At 53.8% G+C, this 18,535-nt stretch carries 18 protein-coding genes; 12 read left to right on the forward strand and 6 right to left on the reverse strand.

What is annotated here, in order from left to right:
• The first annotated feature begins 2 nt into the window (after positions 1 to 2).
• The 3 genes from MKY74_RS16355 to MKY74_RS16365 all read left to right on the forward strand — a co-directional run bounded on the left by MKY74_RS16355 (position 3) and on the right by MKY74_RS16365 (position 3,077).
• Positions 3 to 1,166, forward strand: a complete 1,164-nt coding sequence (locus MKY74_RS16355; protein WP_076169501.1) for a Gfo/Idh/MocA family protein — start codon at positions 3 to 5, stop codon at positions 1,164 to 1,166.
• A gap of 67 nt (positions 1,167 to 1,233) precedes the next feature.
• Positions 1,234 to 1,956, forward strand: a complete 723-nt coding sequence (locus MKY74_RS16360; protein ID WP_076167741.1) for a ThuA domain-containing protein — start codon at positions 1,234 to 1,236, stop codon at positions 1,954 to 1,956.
• A gap of 14 nt (positions 1,957 to 1,970) precedes the next feature.
• Complete coding sequence (locus MKY74_RS16365) at positions 1,971 to 3,077, forward strand: Gfo/Idh/MocA family protein (RefSeq protein ID WP_076167738.1); 1,107 nt, start codon at positions 1,971 to 1,973, stop codon at positions 3,075 to 3,077.
• Positions 3,078 to 3,160: 83 nt separating this feature from the next.
• Here MKY74_RS16365 and MKY74_RS16370 read toward each other — a convergent pair whose 3' ends face one another.
• The 3 genes from MKY74_RS16370 to MKY74_RS16380 all read right to left on the reverse strand — a co-directional run bounded on the left by MKY74_RS16370 (position 3,161) and on the right by MKY74_RS16380 (position 6,310).
• Positions 3,161 to 5,314 (reverse strand): YhgE/Pip domain-containing protein, encoded by a 2,154-nt coding sequence (locus MKY74_RS16370; protein ID WP_076167736.1) that lies wholly within the window; start codon positions 5,312 to 5,314, stop codon positions 3,161 to 3,163.
• A gap of 82 nt (positions 5,315 to 5,396) precedes the next feature.
• On the reverse strand, positions 5,397 to 5,924 hold the full coding sequence (locus tag MKY74_RS16375; RefSeq protein WP_076167733.1) for a YfiT family bacillithiol transferase: 528 nt from the start codon (positions 5,922 to 5,924) through the stop codon (positions 5,397 to 5,399).
• 122 nt (positions 5,925 to 6,046) lie between these two features.
• Positions 6,047 to 6,310, reverse strand: a complete 264-nt coding sequence (locus MKY74_RS16380) for a YolD-like family protein (protein WP_084203754.1) — start codon at positions 6,308 to 6,310, stop codon at positions 6,047 to 6,049.
• A gap of 104 nt (positions 6,311 to 6,414) precedes the next feature.
• Between MKY74_RS16380 and MKY74_RS16385 the strand changes: the two genes are divergently transcribed.
• Complete coding sequence (locus MKY74_RS16385; RefSeq protein WP_076167727.1) at positions 6,415 to 7,083, forward strand: HD domain-containing protein; 669 nt, start codon at positions 6,415 to 6,417, stop codon at positions 7,081 to 7,083.
• 7 nt (positions 7,084 to 7,090) lie between these two features.
• Here the strand turns inward: MKY74_RS16385 and MKY74_RS16390 are convergent, their stop codons facing one another.
• The gene (locus MKY74_RS16390; protein ID WP_076167724.1) at positions 7,091 to 7,828 is read right to left on the reverse strand and encodes a polysaccharide deacetylase family protein; all 738 of its coding nucleotides are present in this window, start codon (positions 7,826 to 7,828) and stop codon (positions 7,091 to 7,093) included.
• A gap of 172 nt (positions 7,829 to 8,000) precedes the next feature.
• Here MKY74_RS16390 and MKY74_RS16395 point away from each other — a divergent pair, with 172 nt between their 5' ends.
• The 8 genes from MKY74_RS16395 to nagE all read left to right on the forward strand — a co-directional run bounded on the left by MKY74_RS16395 (position 8,001) and on the right by nagE (position 16,590).
• A complete protein-coding gene (locus tag MKY74_RS16395; RefSeq protein WP_076169499.1) occupies positions 8,001 to 8,837 on the forward strand; it encodes a sensor histidine kinase in 837 nt (278 codons plus the stop codon).
• Complete coding sequence (locus MKY74_RS16400) at positions 8,834 to 9,511, forward strand: response regulator (protein WP_076167721.1); 678 nt, start codon at positions 8,834 to 8,836, stop codon at positions 9,509 to 9,511. The genes MKY74_RS16395 and MKY74_RS16400 overlap by 4 nt, the downstream gene beginning before the upstream one ends.
• A gap of 127 nt (positions 9,512 to 9,638) precedes the next feature.
• On the forward strand, positions 9,639 to 11,432 hold the full coding sequence (locus MKY74_RS16405; RefSeq protein WP_076167719.1) for a spore germination protein: 1,794 nt from the start codon (positions 9,639 to 9,641) through the stop codon (positions 11,430 to 11,432).
• A gap of 64 nt (positions 11,433 to 11,496) precedes the next feature.
• Positions 11,497 to 12,714, forward strand: a complete 1,218-nt coding sequence (locus tag MKY74_RS16410; protein ID WP_076167716.1) for a Ger(x)C family spore germination protein — start codon at positions 11,497 to 11,499, stop codon at positions 12,712 to 12,714.
• Positions 12,715 to 12,724: 10 nt separating this feature from the next.
• Positions 12,725 to 12,979: a hypothetical protein gene (locus tag MKY74_RS16415; RefSeq protein WP_076167713.1), complete on the forward strand. Its 255-nt coding sequence runs from the start codon at positions 12,725 to 12,727 to the stop codon at positions 12,977 to 12,979.
• Positions 12,972 to 14,189 carry a GerAB/ArcD/ProY family transporter gene (locus MKY74_RS16420; RefSeq protein WP_076167711.1) on the forward strand — a complete coding sequence of 406 codons (1,218 nt, stop codon included), beginning with the start codon at positions 12,972 to 12,974 and terminating at the stop codon, positions 14,187 to 14,189. Before MKY74_RS16415 ends, MKY74_RS16420 begins: the two co-directional genes overlap by 8 nt.
• Positions 14,190 to 14,595: 406 nt before the next feature.
• Positions 14,596 to 15,090, forward strand: coding sequence for a PTS sugar transporter subunit IIA (locus MKY74_RS16425; protein WP_076167708.1), 495 nt, complete (start codon positions 14,596 to 14,598; stop codon positions 15,088 to 15,090).
• Positions 15,091 to 15,123: 33 nt separating this feature from the next.
• Positions 15,124 to 16,590, forward strand: coding sequence for an N-acetylglucosamine-specific PTS transporter subunit IIBC (gene nagE, locus MKY74_RS16430; RefSeq protein WP_076167706.1), 1,467 nt, complete (start codon positions 15,124 to 15,126; stop codon positions 16,588 to 16,590).
• Between the two features lie 66 nt (positions 16,591 to 16,656).
• Here the strand turns inward: nagE and MKY74_RS16435 are convergent, their stop codons facing one another.
• Together MKY74_RS16435 and MKY74_RS16440 are read right to left on the reverse strand one after the other, a co-directional pair.
• Entirely contained in the window at positions 16,657 to 17,082 is a 426-nt protein-coding gene (locus MKY74_RS16435) for a cytidine deaminase (protein ID WP_076167703.1), read from the reverse strand.
• Between the two features lie 59 nt (positions 17,083 to 17,141).
• Positions 17,142 to 18,503 carry a TrkH family potassium uptake protein gene (locus MKY74_RS16440; protein ID WP_076167701.1) on the reverse strand — a complete coding sequence of 454 codons (1,362 nt, stop codon included), beginning with the start codon at positions 18,501 to 18,503 and terminating at the stop codon, positions 17,142 to 17,144.
• Between the last annotated feature and the right edge of the window lie 32 nt (positions 18,504 to 18,535).

Raw genomic sequence — 18,535 nt, forward strand, 5'->3', positions numbered from 1 at the left:
AAATGAAAGCGCTGCGAATTGGCATGGTAGGCTACAAATTTATGGGGAAGGCCCACAGCAATGCGTACCGGGCGCTGCCCATGTTTTTCCCGGAGGCGCCGATTCAGCCGCAGATGGCGGCGATTTGCGGCCGTGATGCCGATGCGGTTCAGCAGGCGGCCGGGCAGTACGGCTGGGCCGAAACGGAGACGGATTGGCGAAACCTGGTGGCGCGGGATGACATCGACCTGATCGACATCAACGCGCCGAGTGATGCGCATAAGGACATCGCGCTGGCTGCCGCCAAGGCAGGGAAGCATATTTTCTGCGAGAAGCCGCTAGCCCTGACGCTTGCCGACTCCCGTGAAATGCTGAAGGCTGCAGAGGAGGCGGGAGTGAAGCACATGGTCGGCTTTAACTACCGGTTCTCGCCTGCGGTCCGGCTGGCCAAAAATCTGATCGAAAGCGGCCGGCTGGGACAGATCTATCATTTCCGCGCCTGGTTTCTGCAGGACTGGATTCTGGACCCTGCCTTCCCGTTAGTATGGCGGCTGCAGAAAGATATCGCGGGTTCGGGCTCTCACGGCGATCTTGGGGCCCATCTGATCGATTTGGCCCACTACCTCGTCGGCGATATCCAGGAAGTCATCGGCATGAGCGAAACGTTTATCAAGGAGAGACCGCTCGCAGAAAATATGACCGGACTCAGCGCCAAAGGCAGTCTGGGCGGACCGATGGGCAAAGTGACCGTCGATGATGCAACCCTGTTTATGGCCCGGTTCACAGGAGGCGCGCTCGGTAGCTTTGAGGCGACCCGGTTTGCGGCGGGACACCGCAGCACGAACTCGTTCGAGATCAACGGCAGCAAAGGCAGTGTCAAGTTTGATTTTGAGCGGATGAACGAGCTGGAAGTGTACTTTACCGACGACCAGGAGGATGTGCAGGGCTTCCGCCGGGTGCTTGCGACCGACGCCGCTCACGCGTATTCGCATGCTTGGTGGCCTGCCGGACACACCATCGGCTTTGAGCACACGTTTACGCATGAAATGCTGGAGCTGATGGAAGCGATTCACGAGGACAGACAGCCTTCCCCGAACTTCCACGACGGTGTGAAATGTCAGGCGGTGCTTGAGGCGGTGGAGCGTTCCGTCGAGGAGCGGCGCTGGGTGGAAATTTCGGAAATGTAAGCCAATCAGGCGAAGATATTGAATAACGAGTAGCGAGCATATCAAGCATAGACAAGGAGCGTGCCGCATGAAAAAAGCACTGATCGTATGGGGCGGATGGGATGGCCATGAGCCCAAGCAGGTGGCAGAGATTTTCAAAAACGTGCTGGAAGCCGAGCAGTTTGAAGTAGAAGTATCGGATACGCTGGAAGCGTTTGCCGACAAGGAGAAGCTCCTCGGTCTTGATCTGATCGTCCCTTGCTGGACGATGGGAGAAATCCGGAATGAGCTGGTGAGCAACGTGTCGGAGGCCGTGCAGAGCGGTGTGGGCCTTGCCGGCTGCCACGGCGGCATGTGCGACTCCTTCCGGACGCAGGTCGATTGGCAGTTCATGACTGGCGGACAGTGGGTCGCCCACCCGGGGAATGACGGGGTTCGATACATGGTTAACGTGACAGACGAAGAGGAAGGCTCCCTGCTGCAGGGGATCGCGGACTTCGAGGTCGCGAGCGAGCAGTATTACCTGCATGTGGATCCTGCGGTGGAAGTTCACGCCACGACCCGCTTCCCGGTCGTTCATGGCCCGCATTCGGCCAACAAACCGGTTGACATGCCGGTAGTCTGGACGAAGTACTGGGGCGGTGGACGCGTCTTCTACAATTCGCTCGGGCACCATGCGGATATCGTCGACATGCCACAGGTGAAGGAAATGATGAGACGCGGCTTCGTATGGGCCGCCGAAGGCAAAGAAGCCGGCTCCGACTGGAAGCCGGAGACAGCATATAACGGCATGGCAGACAGCCAATATTAAGGGGAGGGTTATTCTTGGAGCAGATCAAAGTAGGCATTATCGGCTGCGGGAAAATCAGCAGCATTTATATGGAAAACTGCAAAAAATTCGATGTGCTGGATTTGGTAGCTTGCGCTGACATCGATAAGGAGCGTGCCGCAGAAAAAGCAGCCGAATTCGGCATACCCAGAGTGTATTCCCCTGAAGAGCTGCTCGCGGATCCCGAAATTCAAATCGTGATCAACCTGACGATCCCTGCTGCGCATGCGTCGGTCTGCCTGCAGGCTCTTGAGGCCGGTAAGCATGTATACGTTGAAAAGCCACTGGCCGTCACCCGTGAAGATGGACAGAAGGTGCTCCAGCTCGCCAAGGAAAAAGGCCTGCGCGTGGGCTGCGCGCCCGAAACGTTCTATGGCGCCGGAATTCAGACCTGCCTCAAAGTGATCCAGGATGGGCTGATCGGACGTCCGGTCGCTGCCACGGCATTTATGCTCGGCGGAGGTCACGAGACCTGGCATCCGGATCCCGAATTTTATTATCAGGCCGGCGGAGGACCGATGTTCGACATGGGGCCGTACTACCTGACCGCACTCGTGCAGCTGCTCGGTCCGATCAAGACCATCACGGGTATGACCGGCAAGGCGCTGGAAGAAAGAACGATCACCAGTTCCAAAAAATACGGTCAAAAAATACCGGTGGAAATCCCTACCCACGTCGCTGGGCTGATCCAGTTCGCCGAAGGTGCGATTGGAACGATCATCACCAGCTTTGACGTATTCGGCGGCAGCAATCTGCCGAACATCGAAATTTACGGCACGAAAGGAACGCTGCGCGTACCCGATCCGAACAACTTTGGCGGCAAGGTGCAGTACCGGATTGCCGGCGAAGCCGAGTGGAAGGAACAGCCGCTGCTGTTCGGCTACGCGGAGAATACACGCGGCATCGCCGCAGCCGACATGGCGTACGCGCTGCAGAGCGGTCGTCCTCACCGGGCTTCCGGTGAGCTGGCGTACCATGTGCTGGAAGCCATGTGGGCGTTCCATGATGCTTCGGATGAGAAAAAGCATTACGAGATGCAAAGCACCTGCACGCCTCCTGCACCGATGCCTACCGGCCTTGCACCTTATACATTGGATCAATAATGAAATAGGCATGAATCATAAAGCCTCCCATCAGCAGCTTGACTGCTGGGGAGGCTTGTTTGGTTTATACCTTTATACCGTGATCAATGAATCAGTTTACTTTCCTTCGCTTTCTTGACGAGGCCAGCGGCAAGCTGATTGATGATCCCTTTCAGCGCAAGACCAATCACGAGCGTGATCACGACATACACGCACATGATGAGCAGATCGCTGCGAACGACGCTCCAGATCATGCCTCCCACCGCTTCGCGCATCATGCTGATGCCGTAGGTAAACGGAAGGAACGGATGGATCGCCCGGAAGAACGGCGGTGTCGTCTGAATAGGAAAGGTTCCGCCTGATCCAGCAAGCTGCAGCACCAGCAGAACGATGGCAAGCGCCTTGCCGACATTGCCGAACACGGAAACGAGGGTGTAGACGATCAGCATAAAGACAGCGCTGTTGACCAATCCGAATAAGATGAACCAGCCTTTGTCCACCACATAGGTTCCCAAGAGGAAGATATCGCCTGCCGTGACGAGGACCGATTGCAGCAGCGCCAGCGTCAGGAAGGTCAGAAACCGCCCGAAATAAATCTGGATGCTGTTATAATCCGTTCCGGCTGCAGGCGAATGCACTTCCGTCGTCACCAGGGATACGAGCAGCGTCGCTCCGACCCAGAGGGCCAGCGTTGAGAAGAAGGGCGACATGGCGGATCCGTAATTCGGTATCGGAAACAGCTGATTCTCCTTCAGCACGACAGGCTCGGCGAAGAACTGTCCTTCCTGCTGGAAGTTGTTTTTCAGCAGGTCGATGACTTCCTGCAGGTTGCCCTCCGATTCGAATTTGCGCATCCGGTCCGCCAGTTCCTTGACTTTGGCTTCCACGCCCGGAAGCTCCTTCTGGATGACGGAAATGCCCTGCGTGCCGATCGCCAATCCCTTGGAAGCGTCGGACAGCACCTTCTTGACGTCCGGCAGGCTCTGAACGGCAGAATCCATCACCTTCTTCGCTTCGGCGGCGGACTTGACCGCCTTCTGCAGCCCGCTTTCGATCGCCGGCTGAATTTCGCTGTCATACCGCCCGAGGATGTCCCCTAACAGATCGGATACGTCGCCGGAGATTGTGTTCAGCTTATTCACCAGATCCATGGCCGGTTTCTCGCCTTTCTTTACCCCGCTGCGGATTTGATTGACAAGCGTCAGCTGAGACTGCATTTTGTCCCGGACCTGCTTCAGCTTGGAGCTGACGAAATCCAGTCGGCCGCCTGCGGTCTGGTTCAGCCGGTCGAACCAGCTGATCAGCGCTTCCTGCACTTCCAGGCCGGTAGTTAACCTGGAGGATATCCGGTCCAGCGCATCAAGCGCAGTCTTCGGATCGACGTCGGGATCCTTCAGGAGCGCGGTCAGCTGCTCCGTAGCCATGGAAGTCTGCTGCAGAAGCAGCAGATCCTGCTTTACGTTCGGCGCGATATCCTTGGCAGCCGTGGAAGCCTTGCCCATAAAATCGTCCAGACCAGCCGCCAACTGCTGCCCGTTCTTGGCCAGGTCGGTCACTATGGGCAGCGCCCCTTGAGCTTTGGATACCAGCTCGTTGGTCGTATGGATGTCCTGCGCCGCCGTGTTTACGGCTTGGTTGATTTCCGGGAAATTTTTCTCCAGCTCAAACACCAGCGAGCGGACCTTCTCAATGGTCGGCAGCTGATTTTGCAGCTCGATGCCAAGCTCGTTGAAAATTTTAAAAATCGTGCCGTTGGCGGTTTTGACGAAATTTTTGCTGACTTCCTGGATGATGCCGCTGGCTCCGGAAGATGTAATCTTCGGGGATACCGCATTGATCTTTTCGTTCACATAATACAAAATTTCGGCGTGGGTCGGGTTGTCCGACAGCACCGTGGCAATCGAGGCCGAAAAATTGTCCGGGATGATGATGCTCGCATAGTAATCCCCGTGCCGGACGCCTCTCATGGCGTCCGCCTCGGAGACGAACCTCCAGCCCAGCTTATGATTGTCCTTCAGCGAGGCGACGACCTCCTTGCCGAGATTCAGCGACTGTCCCTTCATCGTCGTCCCTTTGTCGTTGTTCGCGACGGCAATCGCAATATCGCCGGTATTGCCGTAGGGATCCCAGGATGCCTTGATGTTGAACCAGGCGTACAGGGAAGGAAGCATAACAAGGCCGGCGATGATGACGAGCGCGGCCCAGTTCGTGACAATGTTTTTCACATCTCTGCCGTAGATGGACAAGATTTTACTCATGAGAACACCTGCCTCAATCATACCATTTTGGTTAGTATTTCATTTGAGGAAGGGCGTCATACCGAAGAACCTGAATCCCGCCTTACCAGCCCATTCGTTCTTTGAGGGTCGTGATGTGCGCAAGATGGTGGTTGCCATGCCAAGCATACGTGCATAGATGCTCGTTCAAATTGGTTTCTCCGTTCGCCGGATGGTTGTATGTTCTGAGCCACTGGTCGCTGTTCAAGCTTTCCAGAACAAGCACAAACCGTTCATGCAGCGCCTCCAGCAGATTCAGGGAAATCTCCGGATCAGGCAGCGCGGAATCCGCAAGTTCAGCCCATAATTGCTCCTCATAAGGTTTTATCACCGGATTATCCTCGGTTAAAGCAAGTTTAAGCCGAATCAGGCTGTTCATGTGGCTGTCTCCGACATGGTGCACGACTTGACGGACGGTCCAGCCGCCCGGCCGATAAGGCGTGTCCAGCTGCTCTTTGGACCATCCGCTGACGGCTTGCCGCAGTTTCGAAGGCAGGCTGCGGATTTCGCCGATTAATGCTGTCCGCTCATCTCCGCTCAGTTCTTTATTCGTTACGCAAAGTCCGATAGGATATTTCAAATTATCGGTCATAGCTAACCCCTCCGTTTGCTCAGTAATATGTGTACGGGAAACCATTGCATTCCAATATGAAATAAGCCTGTTTCCCTTGTAACATTTTCGCTAAGGGTTCCTTGTCTTCCTCCAAGCCGGCTTTATGTATGCGCGGAAATGATCTCGCTGAATTTGATCCACAGCCATTCGTCTTCAGCTCTAAACTTGATCTCTTCCAGATAGGTGTTAATCACGGTGACGAAGCCCCGGATTTCTTGTTCGGGTCCGGCACCGGTAAGGTGCAGGGTTACTTTCAGGTGACGGCGGAGGGATTCCTCCAGCAAGCGGCTGGTCTGTGTCCAAGCAGCCTCTTTCATGGTAGAATTGAAACTCGCCGACGGTTCACAGGTTCGGTTAATCATCATTTCACCTCATTTATTAAAAGAGCTATGCATTGTATTATAGGCGAATATATGTTCGGATTCAACCGCGATTGTTCAGAAAAATAAAGCTGTTTGGAGGAAAGCATATGGGGACCGACCGAATGATTATGGAAGCAAGGGAATACGTGAAGGATCGTTTAAAGTCTGAGCCGTCTGGCCACGATTGGTGGCATATTTACCGGGTGGCGGAGTGGTCGAAGAGGCTGGCGGAGCAGGAAGGTGCCGACCCGGTCGTCTGCGAGCTGGCGGCCCTTTTTCATGACCTGGCCGACGAGAAAATCGTAGCTTCGAAAGAGGAGGGCATGGCAGCTATTTCCTCTTGGCTCACGGAACATGGGGCGGATGCAGCGCTCGTGGATCATGTGCTGGAGATTATCGGGACCATGTCTTATGGCGGCGGAGGCGGCAGGCCCATGTCGACTTTGGAGGGGCGGGTCGTGCAGGACGCAGATCGTCTGGACGCCATCGGAGCGATCGGTATTGCCCGCACGTTTGCCTTTGGCGGATCAAGGGGAAGACTCATGTATGACCCCGCCGAGCCGCCGCGGAACAGTATGACACAGGAGGAGTACCGCAGCCGGCAGGGGACGACGGTGAACCATTTTTACGAGAAGCTGCTGAAGCTGAAAGATCTGATGAATACGCCGGCGGCCCAGCGGGAGGCTGCTGCCCGTCACGCATTTATGGAGCAGTTTCTTGCGCAGTTCCACTGTGAATGGCCCGGGGAGGAAACGCCAAAAAAGGGGCGCGATTAAACGCCCCTTAAGGAATGTTGTACTCTACCAGCTCCGATACGGTAACGAAGCGATATCCGCGCTTCTGCAGTTCAGGCAGGATTTGTTTTAACGCGTCGACCGTTTGGGACTTGCCCTCCACGTGGTCGTGCATCAGGACGATGTCGCCGTTGCGCGCGTTGTTCAGCACCTTGTTCACGATCTTAGCGACGCCCGGCCGGTTCCAGTCCCAGGTGTCCTGATGCCAGGACCACATAACGACGAGATAACCCTCCTTCTTGCAAATTTGGATCATACGGTCGTTATAATATCCTCCGGGTGGGCGAAACAGGTAGGTTTTTTTACCGGTAATCTGGTATATGGCTTCCTGGGTTTCCCGCAGCTCCCGCACGATGACCTCCGGTGAGCTTCGGCGGTTAAAATACATATGGTCGAAGGTGTGGTTGGCAAGCTCATGGCCTTCGGCCACCTGCCGCTTGGCCAGCTCCGGGTGCTCCTGAACCTGTTTGCCGACGACAAAAAACGTTGCCTTTGCGTGATACTGCTTCAGCAGGTCGAGAATCTGCGGCGTATCCTCAGGATCCGGTCCGTCATCGAAGGTCAGTGCTATAATCTTTTCCCGGTTCGGAATCTCCCAGATGACGTCTCCCCTTTGTTCATAGTACTCTCTGCCTTGGTTTACGGGAGAAGCCCCCGCTGCCGGAGCAGCCGTCACCGAAATCGTCAAAAGCAGCATGGATAGCGTTGCATAAAGCCTTGTGCGCATAAGGTCCTCCCGGTTGTTCGTTGTCGATGCTTCCATTCAGACGTCCAAACAAAGACAAGTTCGCTTCGTAGTATGTGACACGAACCGTTCTAACATACGCCGGGCAGGCCGTGATACAATAGAGACAAGTCTGAATATGCCGGGAGTGCCCGGGGAAGGTGCGGATCAAGGCATGTCCTATAAACAAATCAAATGGATGATATTGATTATTCCTACATTGGCCGTAGGGATATGGGAATATGCGAGGCATGCGTTTTTGATGCCTTATATATCGATGAAGGTGGGTAATTTTCTTACGCCGGTGTTTCTGTTCTTTATCAGCATGACCCTGCTCAGCATGCTGTTCCGGAGGCTGGAACAGGTGCAGGAGGAGCTGAACCGGGAGCGGGCGGAAAAAGCAGCCCTGGAAGAACGGGATCTGCTTGCCAGGGAACTGCATGACGGCATCGCGCAGTCCCTGTTTCTGCTGTCGGTCAAGATGGACCGGGCGGAGTCGCGCGGCCGGGGAGCCCGGGAATCGGCGGACTTCCAGGAGCTGCGCAAATCGGTTCATGAGGTGAACCGGTATGTGCGGCAGGCGATCGCCAATCTTCGCTATCCGGAATCGCCGGAGGAGCGGGAGTATCAGGCTTCGATGCGTTCAAGGATCGAACATACAGCCAAGGAAACGCTGATCCAGCCCTGGATCGAATGGTCCATTCCGGATGCGGCCTTGAGCGCCAAGGAAAAAGTGGAGCTTCTGGCCTGCATCCGGGAAGCGCTGCTGAACATTCACAAGCATGCCCATGCCACCAAGGTGACGATCAAAGGCACGCTGGACGGCCGGGGCTGGACGGTTTTCGTCGATGACAACGGCAGGGGGATCCATACGGATCCATTTCATTTGAAGGACCGGTACGGCCTTCGGATCATGAAGGAGCGCGCCGAGGAGCTTGGCTGGAAAATGCTGATTCTGCCGATGCAGCGGGGCAGCCGGGTGGAGATCAGAAAGGAGGCCCATAACCATTGAATACGTTCAGAGTGCTGGTTGCCGATGACTCCGCTCATGCGCGCGAAGCGGTGACCGATATCCTGTCGGCTGACCCGGCGTTTGAAGTGATCGGCATGGCCCACAGCGGCGAGGAAGCCGTAAGTATGACCGAGTTATTGATGCCCGACCTGATCCTGATGGACATCCAAATGCAGGGCATTGGCGGGTTGGAGGCGACAAGGCAGATCAAGCTGCAGTATCCTTACGTCAAAATCGTTATGATCACGGTGTCGGACGATGTGACGCATTTGTTCGAGGCGTTAAAGCAGGGAGCGCAGGGCTATCTGCTCAAAAATTTATCCCCGTCGACATGGCTTGAGTATTTACGGGGGATCATGAGCGACGAAGCGCCGCTCAGCCGGGAACTTGCCACGCAAATTTTAAGGGAATTTCCGCTTGCCCCCAAGAGTCCGGAGCATCATGAGACGTTGACCGCGCGGGAGCGCGAAATTTTAAATTGGGTGGCTTCGGGGCTTACCAACAAGGAAATTGCCGCAGAACTCAAGATTTCTGACCAGACGGTTAAAAACCACCTGAAAAACATATTGCAGAAGCTTCATTTGGAGAACCGGGTTCAGCTGACGCGTTATGCCTTGGAGAAAGGCTTAGTAAGCCGGCGGCAGGGTTTGTTCCAGAAATTGAAAAAAGAGTAGTTGCCGTTTTTAAGCAGCGCAGGGTGTAAACCCTGCGTTTTTTTGTGCTTGCATGGAGACCGACTTGGATGAAATTACCCTGAATTGGAAAGTATAAGCATCATAAATGGACAAGGTGGAGACCCGGATGGTCGGCAAAAAGAAATCCCGCAATGCTTCAACACAACAGCAGCCTTCAAGCCAGGCTGGGAAGAACGGCTCACCGTATCAGGAATCTGCGGGGACGGATCCGGCAGACCTGCACCCGGACAGGCTGTCCTCTGATTTAAAAAGCAATCTGGATCGTTTGAAAAGGGACATGGGAGGAAGCGGTGATATAGTCATCCGTGAAATCCTTGCCCGGAACTTCGGCAGGAAAGTTGCTTTTGTATATGTTGACGGTCTGGTAGACCCGACATCGGTTTCGGAGTTTGCGATTGAAACTGTCTTGAACGAAATCAAGCAGTTCGCATCGGAAGCAGAGCTTGTAGAAGCATGGGAATTGGAGCGGGATGCGGAGGAAGGACGAAAAGAAGGCGAAGCCCGATACGAGGCCGAAGACGAGCTCGGAGAAGATTCTCATGGAGGGTATAGAGGCATAACGTCAGAAGAAGACAGGAAATTTTTGCAGCAGTTCAAGGAAAAGGCGCTGGCCGCCGGTGAGATTTACCAGATCTCTGATTGGAGCAAGCTGTACCTGCATCTGCTGTCCGGAGATACGCTGCTTTTTATCGATCGGATTGGCAGTGCGGTTATCGCCAGCACCAAAGGCGGAGAACGGCGGAGCGTCACCGAGCCGGAGTCGCAGACGGTCATCCGAGGCCCGCGCGAAGGCTTTACGGAATCGCTTCGAACGAACACGGCGCTGCTCAGAAGGAAAATCAAAAGTCCCAATCTGTGGCTGGAAGAAATGCAGCTGGGGAGAGTGACGCAAACCGACGTAGGCATCATGTATATTCACGGTATCGTGGACGAAAAAAATGTGGACGAGGTCCGGAAACGTCTCTCGGTCATTGATATCGACGGCGTCCTGGAGTCGGGGTATATTGAGGAGCTTCTCGAAAATACGAATAAGACGATTTTTCCAACCATCTATCACAGCGAACGTCCTGACGTGATCGCCGCAAGCCTGCTGGAAGGCCGGATAGCGATCCTAGTTGACGGAACCCCGTTTGTTCTGCTGCTTCCTTCCACCTTTAATATGTTCTTTCAGGCGGCGGAAGACTATTACAACCGGTTTGATGTGGGGAGTTTAATTCGGTTTCTGCGATACTTCTCGTTTCTCATCGGCCTGCTGCTGCCTTCCTTTTATGTGGCCATCATCGGATTTCACCAAGAGATGATTCCGACTTCCTGGCTGCTGAAGCTGGCAGTGCAGCGGGAGGGGGTTCCTTTTCCCGCCTTTGTCGAGGCCTTTATCATGGAAACGGTTTTTGAAATTTTGCGGGAAGCCGGCGTGCGGATGCCCCGGTCCGTCGGGAACACCATTTCGATCGTGGGGGGCCTGGTACTGGGGCAGGCCGCAGTCGAAGCCGGGATCGTCTCCCCGGTCGTCGTTATCGTCGTATCGCTGACGGCCATTGCGAGTTTCGTGTCCCCGGCCTATAACATCGGGATTGCCGCACGGATGCTCCGTTTTGTCATGCTGATTGCGGCATCGATGTTTGGTATCTACGGGATTGCCTGTATGCTGCTGATCCTTGTTCTGCATCTATGCAGCCTTAAGTCTCTGAATGTTCCTTATATGGCTCCGTATGCGCCGATGATCTATCCGGATATGAAAGATTCAATGCTGCGCATGCCTCAGGATTATATGAAGAAGAGACCTAAGCTGATCAGCAGGAATAACCCGGTCCGGTTCCGGGAAGGCGCGATGGGCAATCAACAGGCGGACCGGGATGAGAATGAGCCGCATCAAACACAGGATCCGAGCGAAGTGTAACCGGATATGATGTGAATAGTCAAAATGTATTCGAGATTTAGCCATGAAGGGAGAGAGCGCTGATATGTTTCAACGGATCTGCCATATCACTATATGTCTGGTGCTCTTGCTGTCCCTGTCAGGCTGCTGGGATATTAAGTTTCTGGACCAGCTCTCCATCGTTTTGGGCATTGGACTGGACGAAGATCCCGACAATCCGGATAACATACTCGTGACTCTGCAGGTGGTGGTGCCCAGCCAGGCTTCAGAGAGCAGTCCGGGCGGAGGCGGTGGAACCAGCGGCATTCCGGTGACGAAATATATCGGAAGGGGAAAAACTATGCTGGACGCATTGCAGAATATGGACAACGTCGCACCGCGCCGCTTTTATTTCGCCCACAACCAAATGATGATTATCGGTGAAGATTTGGCCAAAAAAGGGGTTTTTGATTTATTCGATTTGATTGACCGGGACCCGGAAATCCGGATCGATTTTTCTATGCTTGTCGCGAAACACGGGACAGCGGCCCAAGTATTGGAAACTTTGACGAACATGGAGAAATTGCCGGTGAAGCAAATGTACAAAACGCTAGAAAGCTACAATAAGCGGGCCAGCGCAGCCTATCCCGTCAGTATGAAGGATTTTATTCTCACATTGGACAATCCCATGGCAATGGCCGTCACCGGCAGCGTTGAGTTTGTCGGTGATCCTGAAAAGGCGGGAACGAAGGAAAATGTAGAGAAGATTTCACCTGACGGCTATTTGCGAATCGGAAATATGGCTGTGTTCAAAAACGGAAAGCTGGTGGGTTATTTAAACCAAAGCGAATCCAAGGGGCTTGCCATCATCAAAAATAAAGTGCAGCGGCTTGTCGTGCCGATTCCCGTTGAGGACGGAAAGGTACATGTCGCGATCCTTCACAGCAAGGCCTCGGTGAAAGCCCGGTTCAGCCGGGGCAAGCCTGAAGTCGTCATCCATATCAAGCAGAAGGCGAATGTGTTTGATGTGAACAGCCACAAAGTCAAGGTGGATAAAAAGGAAACGATCAGCTGGCTGGAAAAAGAAGCCGAACAGCAGGTCATCAAGATGGTGAACGGCACCATTTCGACCCTTCAGCATGAACTGGACAGCGATGCGTTGGGTTACGGAAACCTGGTATATAAGGCCAGCCCGTCATACTGGAAAGCCAATAAGAAAAAATGGGACACGCTGTTCCCCGAAATCCGGACGGTCGTAAGTGCCGATGTGGAGATCTATTCGACGGGAGTCCGCAATCAATCCTATCTGCAAAATATGAAGTGAGGTGTTTCTTGTGGGTCCCGACTATATCATTACCGCAGCAACCTTTGCAGCTGTGATCTTGAATTTTATTGCGCTCAGGCGGAAGGCGTCAAAAAAGGAACTATGGATTTCAACGACGATCATGTTGTTCGGTGGGTTTTTGTATATCATGCTGATCATGGACATCCCGCTGCCGTCTTTTGTGATCGTGATGGGCCATGTTTTCGGACCTATCGCCAAGCCGGTCATGCAATGGGTGTCGGAGGGCAAGGTGATCCATGGATAAGGGCAAAATTTCGGCTCTGCAGTTTGCTTTGCTGATGTATTTGTATATTATCGGCACGGCCGCGCTCGTTCAGCCGCATACGCTTGTGTCCATTGCTGGACAAGACGCCTGGTTCAGCGTCATCATTGTTGGAATCATTCAGCTCGGTCTCATTACGCTCTATATGAAACTCGGCTTCCGGTATCCGAAACAGACGATTATCGAGTACGGCCGCATACTGACGGGTAAATGGTTCGGTTCGGCCATAGCAGTCGTATATATGTTTTATTTTTTGATTTTGACCGCCTATGTGGCACGGAATATCGGCAATTTTATCGGCTCGGTCGTACTCCCTCAAACGCCGCTGGTTGTTAATATGGTGGTTATCTTAATCCCGGTGCTTTACGGCTGCTATTTAGGGATTGAAGTTATTGGAAGGACAGGGGAAATTTTGTATCCGTGGGCGATGGGCGTTTTTGTCATTACAGCGCTGCTCTTGATTCCTAAAATGCATCCGGGCGAGCTGTTTCCGATGTTTCCCGAAGGGGTAATGCCGGCGATTAAGGCGGGTTATCCGCTGCTAGGTTTCCCTTCGCTGGAAATTTCCATCTGCCTCCTGCTCATCCCGTTTGTACAAAACCAGCAAAAAATTAAAAAATATTTTTATGTCACCAGCGTGGGGACTCTGATCTCCGGCGCACTGCTCAGCGTAATCACGATCATGGTGCTTGGCGTGGACATGACGGCCCGATCTCCTTATGCTGTCTATGACGTGGCACGCGAGATCCGGATTGAGCGGGTGTTGGAACGGGCAGAGGTCATTGTGGGCATTATCTGGCTGATTACATCGTTCATGAAGCTTCTGATTTGCTTCTATGGTACTGTGATTACAACCGTGCAGTGCTTTGACGTAATAAATTACAAGAGCTTGGTGATTCCCTTTTTCTTTTTGCTGCTGCCGTTGTCCCTTTGGGTTCTTCGGAATACGGCGGAGCTGGAATGGTCTGGAATTGTTTACCCGATGATGGCGGTGTTCCCGGGATTCGTTATACCGGCAGCGCTGCTGATCGTTGGGAATTTCCGCAGTCGGAATAAGCAAGGTTCGGAAGCGCAGACACAGCCGCAGTCACAGTTACAACCGCAATCACAACCGCAATCACAGTCGCAGTCGCAGTCGCTGCCTCAGTCACAGATGCAGTCGCAGTCGCAGCCGTATCCACAGCCTGAGTAACAATCCAGAATAAGGGCTTATCGACCAGGATACAAAATTGAATAGATTGGCTATTGACGTATCGCTGTATCTTGTTTTAATATAGGCACATAAGTGAATACTTGAAATTGGCGTGTTACCTTAACATTGGGCATGAGCCAAGAATCGATTCCTGCGTGGAGTCTATTCTTGGCTTTTTTTGTTGGTCTTTTGGGGAGGAGTGTGTGGCATTGAAGGGAGCTCCCAACGTTTTGAAATCGCTTCCGTTTCAAAGGTTATGTTCTCAGGCAGCTTCCAACCGCAAGCATATACCAGGTTCCACATAGTTCATCCGTTCCTGGACATAATGGAAAAGATCCTTTTTTCATAGCCCGGATGATGACAACCGATCGGAGATTCACGCAGATTTCGTCAAGGAGGAATATTCATGTTTTCAAAATGGAAATCCAAAAAGCAGCAAACGTTAGAGATTACGTCCCCGCTTACGGGTACGGCAGTACCGCTTGATCAGGTCCCGGATGAAGCTTTTGCAGGCGGACATATGGGCAAAGGGCTCGCCATTGAGCCTGCCGACGGCAAGCTGATCGCTCCGTTTGACGGCGTCGTGGCTCACGTGATCAAGTCCAAGCATGCGGTCATTGTAGAGCATGAGAACGGCCTGCAGTTTCTGTTTCATATCGGCATTAACACAGTAGGGCTGAAAGGCAGCGGATTTACAAGCCATGTCAACACGGGAGACAAGGTGAAGGCGGGGCAAACGCTGATCGAATTCGACATGGAGGCAATTCGCGCAGCCGGTCTGCCTACCGTAACGCCGATCATTATCACGAACAGCGAAGACAAAGTGGAGCAGATGGAAACGAAGCTGGGGGCGGTAACCGCCGGACAGACCGAAATCCTGAGCGTTACACTTAAATCCTAAAGCTACTTTCGAACGAGAAAGGGATGACAGAACATGCTAGCATTTCTGCAAAAAATCGGGAAGTCGCTGATGCTTCCGGTGGCGACGCTGCCGGCGGCGGCGATTCTGATGCGTTTTGGCAACATCGACTATATTAAGGACTTCCACCTGGGCAACCAGGTGGGATGGTTCCTGAACCATTACATTGCACCGTTTCTGGATGCCGGCGGATCGACGATCTTCGATAACCTGCCGCTCATCTTTGCCGTCGGGGTGGCTATCGGATTGACGGGTGACGCTGTCGCTGCGCTCTCTGCCGTCATCGGCCACATTATTCTCTTAAAGGTGCTGGTTAAGGTACCGCTTGCGTTTACGACTGTTATGGATAAAGGCGCGGAGCTTAACACAGGGGTTCTCGGGGGCATCATCGTCGGTCTGATTTCCGCCTTTTTATACAACCGTTTTCATAAAATCAAGCTGCCTGACTGGCTCGGATTTTTCGGCGGCAAACGCTTTGTGCCGATTATTACGTCCGTCACGATGGTATTCGTCGGCATCGTTCTCGGCCTCATCTGGGGGCCAATCCAGGACGTGCTGGATACGTTCGGCCGCTGGATCGTCAGCCTCGGAGGAATCGGCAGCGCGGTATATTTGATCGCAAACCGCCTGCTCGTTCCGTTCGGCCTGCACCATATTATCAACTCGATCGTCTGGTTCCAGATCGGGGATTATACCGATGCGGCAGGAAAAGTCGTTCACGGCGACCTGTACCGGTTCTTTGCGGGAGACAAATCCGCGGGCATGTTCATGACCGGCTTCTTCCCGATTATGATGTTCGGCCTGCCGGCAGCGGCACTAGCTATTATCCATACCGCCAAGAAGGAGAAGCGCAAGGCGGTGGCCTCGATCTTTATCGGTGCCGCAGTCGCTTCATTCCTGACAGGGATCACAGAACCGCTTGAATTTGCATTCATGTTCGTCGCTCCTGTACTATATGGTATACATGCAGTGCTGGCGGGGGTGGCCGGTTACGTGATGTATGCGCTGGGCGTGAAGCTCGGCTTCGGATTCTCGGCCGGTTTTATCGACTATGCGCTGAACTATCCGCTGTCCACCAAGCCGCTGCTGCTCATTCCGGTAGGTCTGGTCTTCGCGGTCGTGTACTACGTCCTGTTCCGGGTGCTGATCGTGAAGCTCAACCTGAAAACGCCGGGTCGGGAGGATGATGTTCAGGTGGCGGACGAAGCAATAGAAGGCGGTGCAGCAGATGCGGGCGTTGCGGCATCGGACAGCAAGGCAGCCAGAGTGCTCGCAAATATCGGGGGCACGGACAACATCGAGAGTATCGATGCATGCATTACCCGTCTGCGTCTTGTCGTCAAAGACGAGTCGGTCGTCAACGATCAAGGACTGAAGCAGCTCGGCGCTTCCGGCGTCATGCGGCTCGGCAAAGGCGCCGTCCAGGTGGTGTTCGGACCGCAGTCCGAGGTGCTGAAGGATGAAATTCAGAAGCTGATGTAATGAAGTCGGCGGTATGACAAAGAGGCTCCCCATGAAGGGGAGCCTCTTTTGGCATTCGGCAGTGTATCAGGACGTCGTCCATTTTTCTTTCAGATCGTCATAAGCAGTGCTCCAGTGATACGGCTGAATTTCCGCCAACGTTTTGAAGACGAGCTCGTTACCAGGGACGGTGACGGCGCATTTCACGCCCGGTCCCCAATAAAACAAGCGCTCCTGGCAGATCCCGCAAGGAGAGAGCACCTTGTACGGCGACATCTCGTCATCCCGTGCCAAGCAGATGGAATGCGTTACTTTCTTGTTCAGCTTGTGGGCTTCCAATATAGCTCCCGTCTCCATACACAGATGAGTGGAGTCGTTGATGACTTCGGGAGCCACGCTGGTGAGGATCGTTCCGTCTATAAGACGGACGGCTGCAGCGCCGCCCCAGCCTGTCGGATACCTTTTTCTGATAAGTTCAATAACTTCATCATACATTTGTTGCTCAATACTCATATTGACAGCCTCATTTCAAAAAATTGCAATCCCCGCATAAGTTGAGACCCACAACGGGTTTAACCGATAATGATTTTCCCTTCCGGATGATTGTACGGCTCCTTCTTGTTGTCCCGGGTCAGCGCGTACGCAAGGGTAAGCGGACCCAATCGGCCCAGGTACATCAGGCAGATCACCCATACCTTACCGAAGGGGCTGAGCTCGGTGGTCAGTCCCATGGAGATGCCTGTCGTGCCGAAGGCCGAAGCCGATTCAAACAGGATTGACATAAAATCATGGTCTTCCGTCACCGACAGCAGCATGGCAAACAGGATGATCAGCAGAATGGAAAGGAGCGTCAGCGTGATGGCTTTGTACACCACATCCTTGGCGATCCGTTTGCGGAACAGGACGACATCCTCCCGGCCGCGGATCATCGCATGCACGGCACCGAGGAGCAGCACAAACGTCGTAATTTTGATGCCGCCTCCGGTCGAGCCGGGTGCTGCGCCGATGAACATCAACAGGATCATGAAGAACTGCGTTGACTGGTGAAGGCCGCCGATATCGACCGTATTGACACCGCCGGAGCGGGTCGTCACCGATTGGAACAGCGAAGCCCAAATCTTGCCGCCTGTATTAAGCGGACCCAACGTTCGCGGATTGTTGACCTCCATCAGGAAAATGATGAGGCCGCCGACGAAGACAAGCACTGCGGTCGCGCTGAGCACAACCTTGCTGTGCAGTGAAATTTTGCGGACCTTCGGGTATTCCAGCAGGTCTGACAGCACGATAAAGCCGATCCCACCCAGAAAAATAAGTGCCATCAGGACGATATTCATAAACGGGTCGCTCACGAAGGAGGCCATACCGCTGAACGGTCCCTGCACGCTTCCCATCAAATCGAATCCGGCGTTGTTAAACAGCGAGATGCTGTGATAGACACCGAAATAGACGGCCTTGCCCGGCGGCAGAGAAAGGGAGAAGACATAATGGACCGCAAGCAGCAGTGCCCCCGCTACTTCGATCAGCAGGGAATACAGAATAACCTTCTTGACCAGCCGGACAACGCCGTCGATGGTGCCGTGGTTCAGCGCTTCCTGCAAAACCAGCCGCTCTCTCAGCGAAATCCGCTTGTTCAGCACGAGCGCGATCAGCGTTGCCATCGTCATGAAGCCGATGCCGCCGACTTGGACCAATAGCAGAATGACGGTTTGTCCGAACACGGAAAAAGCCGTTCCCGTGTCGACGACTGTAAGGCCGGTCACGCAGGCGGCTGAAGTTGCCGTGAACAGCGCGTTCAGGGGCCCGATCGAGATGCCGGTAGCCGAGGCTGCCGGCAGCGTCAGAAGCAGGGTCCCGGCAGCGATCATGATCAGAAACCCGAATACCAGAATTTTAGGGGGCGTGAGCAGTCGTTTGGACCAATGCCCCCGGGTCATGCTTTTTTGTAAAATGAAACTCACCTCTTGCT

It is taken from the genome of Paenibacillus sp. FSL R5-0378 (assembly GCF_038009285.1).
Taxonomy (GTDB): domain Bacteria; phylum Bacillota; class Bacilli; order Paenibacillales; family Paenibacillaceae; genus Paenibacillus_AQ; species Paenibacillus_AQ favisporus.